The sequence below is a fragment of the Actinomadura sp. 21ATH genome (assembly GCF_041951345.1).
Lineage (GTDB): Bacteria > Actinomycetota > Actinomycetes > Streptosporangiales > Streptosporangiaceae > Spirillospora.
In genome coordinates this window covers 217,978-230,214 of record NZ_JBGNUR010000002.1, presented here as the reverse complement: position 1 = coordinate 230,214, position 12,237 = coordinate 217,978, and the positions used below count along the sequence as shown (strand labels likewise).

The window sequence follows — 12,237 nt, the reverse complement described above, 5'->3', positions numbered from 1 at the left end:
CATGTGATGGTGAAATCGCCCGTCAGTACGGCCACTGGCGCCGCTGGTGTCTGGGGTGGTGTCTGGCGAGCGAACATCGAGCAGCGCGACCTGGCAAAACGGCCCTTCAACACAGGGTGGGGCTACAACGAGTACGGCGAACCGACCGGGGAGGTCTACGCCAAGACGCCGGACTTCCCCAACGGCCGGACCGTCTTCCGCACCTATACCGACGGCACCGAAGACGCGCGCGCCGCGCGCCGCACGCCCCGCCATTCGGCCGCCATCAACGCCCGCGGCCGCGAACTCGCCCACCTGGTGGCGGAGCGCTTCCCGCGCTCGGCCGCACACCAGCGCGTACACGCAGAACACGCCTGGGCCCGCCGACCTGAGGCCCGGCGGAATGGGCGCCTGGACGTAGCGGCGGGAGAGAAGCGACCGCAGGTCTACGGCGGGTCAGCCGGTGGCGCGTTTCGAATTGATCATGGCGATCAGCCACGCGGAGCATGCGCCGACGCCAACGCCGCACCTGTAGTGAACGCCATGGCCAGTGACGCACGGGCCAAGGGATGATCTTCGCGCGGTAGCGCTCACCGGCGGATGATCTCCAATATCTCCCCAGTTACAAGATCAGGCCCTGTCTCGGTGGTGTGAGACAGGGCCTTGAACTGGGAAAACAGTGGTGGGCGATACTGGGATTGAACCAGTGACCTCTACCGTGTCAAGGTAGCGCTCTCCCACTGAGCTAATCGCCCGCGATCGAGCCCCGGGGGGCGCGTTCGTTGAGGTGGAGACGGGATTTGAACCCGTGTACACGGCTTTGCAGGCCGTTGCCTCGCCTCTCGGCCACTCCACCAGAGCGAGACTGTTGCCTCACCTCAGAGCGGAAGACGGGATTCGAACCCGCGACCCTCACCTTGGCAAGGTGATGCTCTACCACTGAGCCACTTCCGCTTGTGCTGCTCGGGGGCGTCCCCCCTTGCGGCGACGGGGAAAACATTAGCGCGTTCCGGCCGCTTCCCCAAACTGGGTTTCGCGGACGCTTCCATCGGGGGCGAAGCGTGGGGCGCATAGGGTCGGGGCTATGAGCGGGTTTCAGGCGGATATAGCGCCCGTAGCGGCCCTGATGGCGGACCGGGGGCGGGCGGCGATGCTGACGGCGCTGCTGGACGGGCGACCGCTGGCGGCCGGGGAACTCGCCAGGACGGCGGGCGTGAGCGCGCCGACGGCCAGCGCGCATCTGGGCCGGCTGCTGGACGGCGGGCTCGTGACGGTGGTCAAGCAGGGGCGGCACCGGTACTACCGGCTGGCGGGCGCGGACGTCGCCGAGGTCATCGAGGCGCTGAGCCGGATCAGCGCGCCGGTGGAGGTGCGGAGCCTGCGGCAGTCCCGGCAGGCCAGGAGGCTGCACCGGGCCAGGAGCTGCTACGACCATCTGGCCGGCGAGGCGGGCGTCGCCCTGTACGCGGCGCTGATGGACGGCGGATCGCTCGACGCGGACTTCCAGGCGACCGAGAAGGGCGCGGAGAGGTTCGCCCGGCTGGGGATCGACGTGGGATCGCTGCGGAAGGCGCGGCGGCGGTTCGCGGGGGAGTGCCTGGACTGGACGGAACGGCGCCCCCACCTCAACGGCGCGCTCGGCGCGGCCCTGCTGGCGCGGTTCATCGAGATCGGCTGGGTCGAGCGGGGCGGCGACCGGGAGCTACGGGTGACCGAGGCCGGGTGCGCGGGGCTGGCGGACTCGTTCGGGTGCGTCCTGCCGTGACGTTCGCGTACGCGGGCGGGCTGCTGGCGACCGGGCTGCGGGACGTCACCGGCGATCTCGGGGCGCTGGAGTCGCGGGGCTGGTGGGCCGTGGCCGTCACGTACGAGGGGAAGGTCACGTGCGCGCGGTTCGACCGGGTCCGGCGGGCGCCGCATCCGGGCGGGCGGTGGGTGCCGCCGGGGGAGTGGTCGTCGTCCCTGGACGAGGCGGCGTACGTGCGGGGCGTCGAGCGGATCCGGGCGGCCATCGGCGAGGGGACCGTGTACCAGGCCAACCTGTGCCGGATCCTGTCGGCGCCGCTGGCCCCCGAGGCGGAGATCGGCGGTCTCGGGGCGCGGCTGGCGCGGGGGAACCCGGCGCCGTACGCGATGACGCTGGACGTACCGGGGCTGCGGATCGCCAGCGCCTCCCCGGAGCTCTACCTGGCCAGGGACGGGGCCGCCGTCGAGTCCCGGCCGATCAAGGGGACGGGCCGGACGGAGCGGGACCTGCTGCCCAAGGACCGCGCCGAGAACGTGATGATCGTCGACCTGGTCCGGAACGATCTCGGCCGGGTCGCCGAGGTCGGATCGGTCGAGGTGCCGGAGCTGTGCGCGGTCGAGCGGCACCCGGGGCTGGTGCATCTCGTGTCCACCGTGCGGTCGCGCCTGGACGCGGGCCGCGGCTGGCCGGAGCTGATCGACGCGACGTTTCCTCCCGGTTCGGTGACCGGTGCGCCGAAGTCGAGCGCGCTGGCCTTGCTGGATGAGCTCGAACCGGTTCCCCGGGGCCCGTACTGTGGGGCCATCGGCTGGGTGGACGCGGACTCCCGGCGCGCGGCCCTCGCGGTCGGGATCCGGACGTTCTGGGCGGAGGAGGGCCTGCTCCGGTTCGGTACCGGGGCGGGGATCACCTGGGCGTCCGACCCGGCCGCGGAATGGCGCGAGACCGAGCTCAAGGCGGCTCGGCTATTGGAGGTGGCGTCCGGTGACGATCTGGCTGAACGGCGAGCTGCTCGATCCTGAGAAGGCGACGGTGTCGGTCCTCGACCACGGCATGCTGGTCGGGGACGGGGTCTTCGAGACGGTGAAGGCGACGAACGGGGAGCCGTTCGCGCTCACCCGGCACCTGGTCAGGCTGGCGCGTTCGGCGGCCGGGCTGGGCCTGCCCGAGCCCGACCAGGGCGCGCTGGCGCACGGGGTGCTGGAGGTGCTGGCGGCGGCGCCGAAGTGGCCGCTGGCGCGGATCCGGATCACCTACACCAGCGGTCCCGGCCCGCTCGGCTCCGACCGCGGGGACGCGGGCCCGACGGCGAGCATCATCGTCGCCGAGCAGAAGCCGTTCCCGGCCGCGGCGGACGTGACGGTGGTGCCGTGGCCGCGCAACGAGCGCGGCGCTCTGAGCGGGCTCAAGACGACGTCGTACGCGGAGAACGCCCTGTCGCTCGCCTACGCCAAGGAGCGCGGCGGCGGCGAGGCGATCTTCGGCAACCTGGCCGGCAACCTGTGCGAGGGCACCGGCACCAACATCTTCGTGGTGCGGGGCGGGCGGCTGGTCACGCCGCCGCTGTCGGCGGGCTGCCTGGCGGGCGTGACGCGCGCGCTGGTGCTGGAGTGGTTCGGCGCCGAGGAGGAGGACCTCCCGCTGGAGGACCTCTACCGCGCCGACGAGGCGTTCCTCACCTCGACGACCCGCGACGTCCAGCCGATCCGCGCGGTGGACGGCACCGTGCTGCCCGCAGCGCCGGGCCCGGTCACCGCCAAGGCCATGGAGGTCTTCGCGGCGCGCGGCGCCGAGCTGATGGATCCGTGACGCTCCGCCAGGGGGTCTTTACCTGATCGGCTTCTTGGGTCACGTTAGCGGTGACGCTAGGAGGTCATCGTGGACTTCTCCCGGAGGCGGATCGGGGTTCCGGCGGCGCTCGCGCTGGCGCTGGCGGCGAGCGGCTGCGGGGGCGGTGACGCCCCCGCGGATCCGGATCGGGGCGCGGGTGACAGGAGCTACACCCTGACGATCACCCGGAACGCGATCGAGGGCGGCAAGAACACCGAAGAGGCCGAGTGGATCACCAGGACGGTGATCCCGCGGTTCGTGGCGGCGCAGAAGGCCAAGGGCGTCACCGCCAAGGTGGTGTTCCAGGGGCAGGGCGTCGACGACGAGCCGTACAAGACCAAGCTCGCGCTCGACCTGAAGTCGCGGTCGGGGGCCGACGTCATCGACGTGGACGGGATCTGGGTCGGGGAGTTCGCGCAGGCCGGGTACCTGCGCCCGCTCGGCACGGTCGCCGGCGCGCGGGCCGACACCTGGGACGGCTGGGCGCAGATCCCGCAGTCGGTGCAGCGGCTGGCGACGTTCGAGGGCAAGCGGTACGGGATACCGCCCGCGACCGACGGCCGGGTGCTGTTCTACAACAAGCGGCTGTTCGAGCGGGCGGGCCTGCCCGCGAACTGGCAGCCGAAGAGCTGGGAGGAGATCCTGGCGGCGGGCCGCGCGCTCAAGAAGGTCCCCGGGGTGACGCCCATCCAGCTGAACGCGGGGACGGCCATGGGCGAGGCGACCACGATGCAGGGCGCGCTGCCGCTCCTGGCCGGCACCGGCACGGAGATCTACTCCGGCGGCAAGTGGGCCGGCGGCGGGGCGGCGGTCCAGCAGGTCCTGGGCCTGTACGAGACGATCTACCGGCGCGAGGGGCTGGGCGACCCGCGGCTCCAGCAGGAGGCGCAGGGGCGCGACAAGTCGTTCGCCGAGTTCGCCGCGGGAAGGATCGGCATCCTCGCCGAGGGCGACTACTTCTGGCGGGACGTCATCAACCCGGAGACGGGCGTGGCGAAGATGAAGGACCGCGACCGGGCGGTCGGCTACGCGCTGATCCCGGCGGTCGCGCCCGGGAAGGGCATCAGGGGCCAGTCGTACGTCAGCATGTCCGGCGGCTCGGTGAGCGTGCTCAACCCGAACACCGACCACCCGCAGCAGGCGTTCGAGCTGCTGGCGTTCATGAACTCGTCGGAGATGCACAAGGCGCGGACCGCCGGCACCCCGGAGATCACCGCCCGTACCGACGTCAACCGGGAGATCCTGGCGGGCGACCCGTTCCTGTCGTTCATCTCCGAGAAGGTCCTGCCGGTCACCGCGTACCGCCCCGGCCTGGCCGTCTACCCGCAGGTCTCGACGGCGCTGCAGGAGGCGACCGCGGCCGTGGTGTCGGGCCGGAGCCCGGCCGAGGCGGCCGCCGCGTACGGGAAGAAGGTCGAGGGGATCGTCGGTGGCGCCGGCAACGTCTCCACCGGCTGAGGCGCCGGGCCGGGCCCGCGCGCCGGCGGGCGACGCCGCCGGGCTCGGCCGGGCCCGCGCGGCGGCGTTCGTCGCCCCGGCGGTGGTGCTGGTCGCGGTCTTCCTCGTCTTCCCGGCACTCTGGACGCTCTACCTCGGAACCACCGATTACCGGCTGACCGGCGTCGCCGCGAGCGATCCCCGGTTCGTCGGCCTGGAGAACTACACGAGCGCGCTCGGCGATCCGGAGTTCCACCGGTCGCTGTGGCTGACGCTGCAGTTCGTGCTCGGCTCGGCGATCCTGGGGCAGACCGTGCTCGGCTTCGCGATCGCGTGGGTGATGCGCGACCGTGCCGGACCGGTCCGGCGGCTGGTGGAGGCGCTGGTGCTGCTGGCGTGGATCCTGCCCGCCTCGGTGATCGCGTTCCTGTGGCTGGCGCTGCTGGACCGCGACGCGGGCACGCTGAACGCCCTGCTCGGCACGCCGGGCACGGCCTGGCTGCTGGACCATCCGATGCTGTGCGTCATCGTGTTCAACATCTGGCGCGGCACGGCGTTCTCGATGATGCTGTACGGCGCGGCGCTCGGGAACGTCCCGCCGTCCCATCTGGAGACCGCGCGGCTGGCCGGGGCGTCGACCTGGCAGACGCTGCGGGACGCGGTGTTCCCGAAGATCCGCGGGCATGTGCTCACCAGCCTGCTGCTGGTCAGCCTGTGGACGTTCAACGACTTCACGCCGTTCCTGATCACCGCGGGCGGGCCGGACGGCCGGTCGGAGATCATGTCGGTGTACGTGTACCGGACGGCGCTGGACGACGGCCGGCTCGGCTTCGGCGCCGCGGTCTCGCTGCTGATGATCCTGGTCAATCTGGTGATCGCGCTGGTCTACCTGCGCGCGCTGCGCCGCCGCGCCGCCGAGCAGGCGGCGCGATGAGCGCCGCAGGGGAGGTGCTCCGGCGGATCGGGCTGGCGACGTTCGTGTCGGTGGTGCTCGGGTTCTTCTCGCTCCCACTGCTGTGGCTGGCGTTCGCGCCGTTCGACGCCGAGCCGGAGCTCGCGGCGTCGCTGCCGGAGTTCACGCTGCGCAACTTCGAGGTCCTGCTGGACAACCCCTACGCGCTGGCCTCGCTGCGCAACTCGGTGCTGCTGGCCGCCGGGACGGCCGCGCTGGTGGTGGCGAGCGCGGCGCTGGCGGCGTACGCGCTGAGCCGGGTGCGGGTGCCGGGGCGCGACGCGCTGCTGTACGCGCTGCTCCTGCTGTCGTCGATCATCACGGGCACCGCCGCGATGGTGCCGGTCTTCCTGCTGGCCTTCAACCTCAACCTGATCGACTCCCGGCTGGGGGTGATCCTGGTGCTGACCGGCGGGCTGCTGCCGACGGCGATCTTCATCCTGAAGGACTTCACCGACGCCACGCCGCCCTCGTACGAGGAGGCCGCCCGCGTGTTCGGCGCCTCGCCGTTCCAGGTCCTGCGGCACGTGGTCGCGCCCGTGATCCGGCCCGGCCTGGCGACCGTGACGGTGTGGACGGTGGCGCAGGTGTGGGGCGACTTCCTGATGCCGTTCCTGCTGCTGCGCAATCCGGACAAGGCGCCCGCCTCGGTGATCATGTACACGTTCTACACCGAGGGCGGCCAGCCGAACCTGCCGCTGATCTCGACGTTCTCCCTGCTGTACTCGCTGCCGGTGGTGGCCATGTACCTGCTCGTGAGCCGCCGGTACGGCTTCCGCTTCCACGGAGGGATCAAGCGCTGATGGCGGGCATCACCCTGCGCGGGCTCACCAAGGACTACCCCGGCGGCGTGCGCGCCCTGGACAGCCTCGCGCTGGACGTCGCGGACGGCGAGTTCTTCGCGCTCCTCGGCCCGTCCGGATGCGGCAAGACGACGCTGCTGCGCACGATCGCCGGCCTGGAGAACGCCACGCAGGGCTCCGTCCACATCGGCGGCGCCGACGTGACGCGCCTGCCGCCCGGGCGGCGCGACGTCGGCATGGTGTTCCAGGACTACGCGCTGTTCCCGCACATGACGGTCGCCGACAACATCGCCTACCCGCTCCGCATCAAGAAGCGGGGCCGGGCGGAACGGCACGAGGCGGCGGCGGGCGTCGCCTCCTCGCTCGGGCTCGACGGCCTGCTGCGGCGCCGTCCCGGCGAGCTGTCGGGAGGGCAGCAGCAGCGCGTCGCGCTCGCCCGCGCGATGGCGGCGCGGCCCCGCGTCTTCCTCCTGGACGAGCCGCTGTCCAACCTCGACGCCCGGCTGCGCCTGGAGGCGCGCACGTTCCTCAAGCGCCTCCAGCGGGAGCTCGGCGTCACGACCGTCTTCGTCACCCACGACCAGGCCGAGGCCCTCGCCATGGCCGACCGCATGGCGGTCATGGAGGCGGGACGCGTGCGCCAGGTGGGGACGCCGGCCGAGGTGTTCCGCAGGCCGGCGAGCCTCTTCGTCGCCTCCTTCATCGGCTCAACTCCCATGAACCTGCTTCCCGGACGCGTGCGCGGCGAGCACGCGGTCCTCGGCGACGAGACGGTCCTGCCCCTACCGGACGGAACGCGCGGCAGGGTCGGGGAGGGCGATGAGGTCGTGTACGGGATCCGCCCCGAATACCTGGACTTCCTCCAGGACACGGCCGGTGCGGGCAAAGGGACGTTCACCGGGCGGGTGGCCGTAGTAGAGAACCTGGGTAGCAGTTCGCTCGTGACCCTGGAGGCCGCGGGCGGGCTCGTCCACGTGGTGGTGGGGGAGGGGCGCGAGCCCGCGGCGGGCGACCGCGGCCGGGCCCGTCCCCGCGCCGACCGCGCCCTGCTCTTCAGGAACGGCGGGCTGGTGAACGGTGGCGGAGACGCTACGGCGGAAAGCGCGGCGATGGGGGAACGACCGGGATGAAGGCCGTCGTGCACCGAGGACGGTGGACCCTGGAGGACCGGGTGTCGGCACCACTGCGCGAGCTGCCCGTCGAGCTGCCGCCGGGATGCGCGGCGCTCAGCGTCGAGCTGTCGTACGAGGGCGGCGTCGTCGATCTGGGCTGCCACGGCCCGGACGGCTTCCGCGGCTGGTCGGGCGGCGCCCGGCGGACGTTCACGATCGCGGCCGGGCACGCGACGCCCGGGTACCTGCCCGGCGAGCCGGAGCCGGGCCTGTGGCACGTCTGGCTGGGCCTGCACCGCGTCCCGCCGGAGGGCGTCCCGTACGAGGTGGTCGCCACGCCGTCCGGCACCGCGCCGGCCGCGCCGCCGGAGCCGGCGCCCCCACCCGTACCGGAACGGCCGCCGCGGCCCCGGAGCGACCTGCCCGCGCCGGCCGGCATGCGCTGGCTGGCCGGTGACCTGCACGCCCACACCGTGCACAGCGACGGGACGCTGACCGTCACCGGGCTGGCGTGCCTGGCCGCCGCGCGCGGGCTGGACTTCCTGGCCGTCACCGACCACAACACCGTGAGCCACCACGCCGAGCTGCCGGCGGCCGCCGCGCACGCCGGGGTCGCGCTGCTGCCCGGGCAGGAGGTCACGACCGACCTCGGGCACGCCAACGTGTTCGGCGGCGAGGGGCGGCCGGCCTGGGTGGACTTCCGCCGTACGGCCGCGGAGTGGGCCGCGCTGGCCGCGGCGCGCGGGCAGCTGATGTCGATCAACCATCCGCTGGCCGGCGACTGCGCCTGGCGCCACCCGCTCGGCGGCCCCCCGGCAGGAACCGAGGCGGGTCCCGACGCGCCCGCGCGCCCGCGGCTCGCGGAGATCTGGCACCCGTCGTGGTGTGATCGGCGGTGGGGTGCGCCGCTGTCCTGGGCGCGGCTCTGGCGGCCCGACGCCGTCCCGCTGGGCGGCAGCGACTTCCACGACCCCGCGCAGGCGCAGCGGCTCGGCGAGCCGACCACCTGGGTGCTGGCCGAGGACGGCGACGTGCTCGGCGGCCTGGCGGCGGGCCGTACGGCGGTCGCGGCGGCGCCACCGCAGGAGGGCGCGCCCTTGCTGCTGCGCGTGGAGGACGACCTGTTCGCCCTGGGGGCCGGCGGCACGGTGCTCGTAGGGCCGGACGGGCGGCGCGAGGTCGTGCGCGGCGAACGGGTCCGGTTCCCTTCGGCGGACCCTGGAATGCACCACCTGGAATCCCATGAGAACGAGGTGATGGCGCTGTGCGGGTGACCGGCACCAACGAGTTCGCAGAGACCGGCGGGGCGGCCGATCCCATCGTCGTCGTCCCGCACACCCACTGGGACCGCGAGTGGTACCTGCCGTTCCAGCGCTTCCGGCTGCGCCTGGTGTCGCTCCTGGACGAGGTGCTCGAACGCATGGAGCGCGACCCGCGCTGGTGCTTCACCCTCGACGGCCAGATGGCGGCGGTGGACGACTACCTGGAGGTGCGGCCGGAGCACCGCGAGCGGCTGGCGGCCCTCGTGCGGGAGGGCCGGCTGGCCGTGGGCCCCTGGCAGATCCTGCACGACGAGTTCCTCTGCTCGGGGGAGAACATCGTCCGCAACCTGGAGATGGGCCTGCGCAGGGCGGCGGAGCTGGGCGCGGCCATGGAGGTCGGCTACCTGCCCGACCAGTTCGGCCACTGCGCGCAGATGCCGCAGATCCTGCGGCAGGCCGGGATCGAGCACGCCTGCCTATGGCGCGGCGTGCCGTCCGCTGTGAGCAGCCACGCCTTCGCGTGGGAGGCGCCGGACGGTTCCGTCATCCGCACCACGTACCTGCCAGAGGGCGGGTACGGGAACGCCGCCGGGATGTTCGAGGCGGCCGCCCCGCATGACGACGGCCGCTACCCGGCGCTCTACCGGAACGCGGCCGAGTTCATCGTCCGGATGCGGCCGTGGCGCCCCGAGGGCGGGGCGCTACTGGCGATGTACGGCGCCGACCACACCGCGCCGGCCGCCGACCTCGCCGACCAGATCGCGGCGGCCGGGATGGCGATGCGGCTGGACACCCTCGCGGGCTACTTCGCGCGCGAGGACGCCTCCGCCGACGGCCTGACCCGCGTCCGCGGCGAGCTGCGCTCGCACGCCCGCGCGAACATCCTGCCCGGCGTCATCTCGGCGCGCGTCCACCTCAAGCAGGCGATGAGCCGCGCCGAGCGGCTCGTGGAGCGGCACGCCGAGCCGCTGGCCGCGCTGTGGCACGCCGGGGCCTCCCGGCGCTTCCTGGACATGGCCTGGCGCCGCCTGATCGAGGTCAGCTGCCACGACTCCGTCACCGGCTGCGGCAGCGACGAGACCGCCGCGCAGGTCGCCGCGCGGATGGCCGAGGCCGAGCAGCTCGGCCGGGCCGTGTGCGACCTGGTGACGGCCGAGCGGGCCGCCGCCGTGCCGCTGGACGGGCACCTGATCTTCAACCCCAGTCCGGCGCCCCGCACCGGCCTGGTCACCCTGGACGTGCCCGTGGACGCCGGCGCGGTGGACGTCCGCGGCCATCCCGTCCTCCGCACCGCCGCGGGGCGCCGCATCCCGACCCAGACGCTGGAGACGGCCCCGACGGTGCTGGACGACGCCGTCCACCCCGCGTCCGAGTTGCCGATCGTCCTCGAACGCGTCTACGGGCGCGTGCTGTTCGGGCAGGAGATCCGCGACTGGTCGGTCTCGGAGGAGGACCGCACGCTCACCTTCCACGTCACGCGGCGCGCGGACACGCGCTTCTCCATAGCCGACGTCAAGGAGCGCCTGCGAGGGGCGGAGGGCGACTGGCGCGTACGGATCCTGGCCGATCCGCGCTGCACGGTGGCCGCGCTGGTGGAGACACCACCGCTCGGCTATACGACGGTGGGGCCCGCTGACAGCCTCTCGGACGACGTCGCCGTCCCGTTCGACATGCCCGTCCACGCCGAGACGGAGACCGTCGCCCTGGACAACGGCCTGCTCCGCGTGGAGGTACGGCCGGACGGGACGCTCACCCTGCGCACGCCCCACGGGGAGGTCTTCGAAGGTCTCGGCCGGCTCGTGGACGGCGGCGACCTGGGGGACACCTACAACTACGCGCCCCCGCGGCGCGACCGTCTCGTCGACACCCCGGCGTTCGTCCAGGTGGAGCCGGTATGGCCGGGCCCTCTCGTCGGCGCGTTCGACGTCGTCCGGACCTACCACTGGCCCGCCGCCGGAGACGCCGCCCAAGGGACGCGCTCCAAGGCCGAGGAGGAGGTCATCGTCACGACGCGGGCCGAGCTGAGGGCGGGCGAGCCGTTCCTGCGCCTCTGGGTGACCTTCGACAACCGCTGCGACGACCACCGCGTACGGCTCCATTTCCCGCTGCCGGAGGCCGCGCGGTCGTCGTTCGCGGAAGGGCAGTTCGCCATCGTGGAACGGGGCCTGACGGCGGAGGGCGGTTTCGGCGAGAAGCCGGTGCCGACCTTCCCCGCCACCGGGTTCGTCGCCGCCGGGGGCCTCGCCGTACTGCTGGAGCACGTCAGCGAGTACGAGCTCGCGTCCCAGGGGAGCGAGCTCGCGGTGACGCTGCTGCGCTCGGTCGGGTACCTGTCGCGCGACCGCAACGCCCACCGCGACCAGCCGGCCGGGCCGCAGCTGGCCACGCCGCAGGCCCAGTGCCGCGGCGAGCGCACCGCCGGCCTCGCGGTCATGCCGTACCGGTCGGCGGAGCCCGGCCACGACGTGCTCGCGGCGGCCGAGGCGTACCGCCACGACCTGCTGTCGGCGCCCGGCTACGGCCCCCGCACCGCGCCGCTGCCGCCCGCCCGGACGGGCATCGAGGCGGGCGGCCCCGGCGTGGTGATGACGAGCCTGCGCGAGCGGGACGGCTGGCTGGAGGTGCGGCTGGTGGCCGAGCAGTCCGCGCCGACCACCGCGTTCGTCCGGGGCGGCTTCACCGAGGCCGTCCGGACCGACCTGCGCGGACGGCCCGGGCCGGCGCTCAGCGTCGGCCCGGGCGGCACCGTGACGCTGCCGCTGCGCCCCTGGGAGATCGCCACGGTGCGGATCCGCCGCTAACCCTCGACGATCTTCAATCCGATCACCCCCGCCAGGATCAGGGCCAGGCAGGCCAGCCGCGCGGGCGAGGCGCTCTCGCCCAGCGCGGCGATCCCGGTGACCGCGACGCCGAGCGACCCGAGCCCCACCCACACCGCGTACGCGGTGCCGACCGGGAGATCGCGCAGCGCCACCGTCAGCACCACCACGCTCAGCAGGCAGACCGGGACCCCGATCAGCGTCGGCCACAGCTTCGTGAACCCGTCCGACTGCTTCAGCGCCGTCGCCCACACCAGCTCCATCAGCGCGGCCGCGACCAGCAGCACCCATGCCAC

11 protein-coding genes and 3 tRNA genes are annotated in these 12,237 nt (G+C 73.4%); 10 read left to right on the top strand and 4 right to left on the bottom strand.

Going from position 1 to position 12,237, the window contains the following annotated elements; translation table 11 throughout:
• Nucleotides 1–6 precede the first annotated feature (6 nt).
• Entirely contained in the window at nt 7–552 is a 546-nt protein-coding gene (locus ACA361_RS07700; protein WP_375011114.1) for a hypothetical protein, read from the top strand.
• 107 nt (nt 553–659) lie between these two features.
• On the opposite strand, the gene ACA361_RS07695 is transcribed toward ACA361_RS07700, so the two are convergent.
• The 3 genes from ACA361_RS07695 to ACA361_RS07685 all read right to left on the bottom strand — a co-directional run bounded on the left by ACA361_RS07695 (nt 660) and on the right by ACA361_RS07685 (nt 933).
• Nucleotides 660–734 (bottom strand) — tRNA-Val (locus ACA361_RS07695).
• A gap of 30 nt (nt 735–764) precedes the next feature.
• Nucleotides 765–835: transfer RNA gene (locus ACA361_RS07690), tRNA-Cys, on the bottom strand.
• Between the two features lie 26 nt (nt 836–861).
• Nucleotides 862–933 (bottom strand) — tRNA-Gly (locus tag ACA361_RS07685).
• A gap of 130 nt (nt 934–1,063) precedes the next feature.
• Between ACA361_RS07685 and ACA361_RS07680 the strand changes: the two genes are divergently transcribed.
• From ACA361_RS07680 to ACA361_RS07640, 9 genes are all read left to right on the top strand, one after another.
• Nucleotides 1,064–1,744 carry an ArsR/SmtB family transcription factor gene (locus ACA361_RS07680; protein WP_375011113.1) on the top strand — a complete coding sequence of 227 codons (681 nt, stop codon included), beginning with the start codon at nt 1,064–1,066 and terminating at the stop codon, nt 1,742–1,744.
• Nucleotides 1,741–2,748, top strand: coding sequence for a chorismate-binding protein (locus tag ACA361_RS07675; RefSeq protein WP_375011112.1), 1,008 nt, complete (start codon nt 1,741–1,743; stop codon nt 2,746–2,748). The genes ACA361_RS07680 and ACA361_RS07675 overlap by 4 nt, the downstream gene beginning before the upstream one ends.
• Nucleotides 2,711–3,535, top strand: a complete 825-nt coding sequence (locus ACA361_RS07670) for an aminotransferase class IV (RefSeq protein WP_375011111.1) — start codon at nt 2,711–2,713, stop codon at nt 3,533–3,535. Before ACA361_RS07675 ends, ACA361_RS07670 begins: the two co-directional genes overlap by 38 nt.
• A gap of 69 nt (nt 3,536–3,604) precedes the next feature.
• On the top strand, nt 3,605–5,014 hold the full coding sequence (locus ACA361_RS07665) for an extracellular solute-binding protein (protein ID WP_375011110.1): 1,410 nt from the start codon (nt 3,605–3,607) through the stop codon (nt 5,012–5,014).
• Nucleotides 4,986–5,927, top strand: coding sequence for a carbohydrate ABC transporter permease (locus ACA361_RS07660; RefSeq protein WP_375011109.1), 942 nt, complete (start codon nt 4,986–4,988; stop codon nt 5,925–5,927). Before ACA361_RS07665 ends, ACA361_RS07660 begins: the two co-directional genes overlap by 29 nt.
• On the top strand, nt 5,924–6,748 hold the full coding sequence (locus ACA361_RS07655) for a carbohydrate ABC transporter permease (RefSeq protein WP_375011108.1): 825 nt from the start codon (nt 5,924–5,926) through the stop codon (nt 6,746–6,748). Before ACA361_RS07660 ends, ACA361_RS07655 begins: the two co-directional genes overlap by 4 nt.
• Nucleotides 6,748–7,878 carry an ABC transporter ATP-binding protein gene (locus ACA361_RS07650; RefSeq protein WP_375011107.1) on the top strand — a complete coding sequence of 377 codons (1,131 nt, stop codon included), beginning with the start codon at nt 6,748–6,750 and terminating at the stop codon, nt 7,876–7,878. Before ACA361_RS07655 ends, ACA361_RS07650 begins: the two co-directional genes overlap by 1 nt.
• Nucleotides 7,875–9,134, top strand: a complete 1,260-nt coding sequence (locus ACA361_RS07645) for a CehA/McbA family metallohydrolase (RefSeq protein WP_375011106.1) — start codon at nt 7,875–7,877, stop codon at nt 9,132–9,134. Before ACA361_RS07650 ends, ACA361_RS07645 begins: the two co-directional genes overlap by 4 nt.
• Nucleotides 9,125–11,923, top strand: coding sequence for an alpha-mannosidase (locus ACA361_RS07640; RefSeq protein ID WP_375011105.1), 2,799 nt, complete (start codon nt 9,125–9,127; stop codon nt 11,921–11,923). The genes ACA361_RS07645 and ACA361_RS07640 overlap by 10 nt, the downstream gene beginning before the upstream one ends.
• Here ACA361_RS07640 and ACA361_RS07635 read toward each other — a convergent pair.
• Entirely contained in the window at nt 11,920–12,237 is a 318-nt protein-coding gene (locus ACA361_RS07635) for a DMT family transporter (RefSeq protein ID WP_375011104.1), read from the bottom strand. The two genes, ACA361_RS07640 and ACA361_RS07635, sit on opposite strands and share 4 nt — an antisense overlap.

What these genes read in the sequence shown, in the direction of transcription:
- ACA361_RS07700 (WP_375011114.1), top strand. Translation starts at nt 7, where the DNA reads ATGGTGAAATCGCCCGTCAGTACGGCCACTGGCGCCGCTGGTGTCTGG.
- ACA361_RS07680 (WP_375011113.1), top strand. Translation starts at nt 1,064, where the DNA reads ATGAGCGGGTTTCAGGCGGATATAGCGCCCGTAGCGGCCCTGATGGCG.
- ACA361_RS07655 (WP_375011108.1), top strand. Translation starts at nt 5,924, where the DNA reads ATGAGCGCCGCAGGGGAGGTGCTCCGGCGGATCGGGCTGGCGACGTTC.
- ACA361_RS07650 (WP_375011107.1), top strand. Translation starts at nt 6,748, where the DNA reads ATGGCGGGCATCACCCTGCGCGGGCTCACCAAGGACTACCCCGGCGGC.
- ACA361_RS07645 (WP_375011106.1), top strand. Translation starts at nt 7,875, where the DNA reads ATGAAGGCCGTCGTGCACCGAGGACGGTGGACCCTGGAGGACCGGGTG.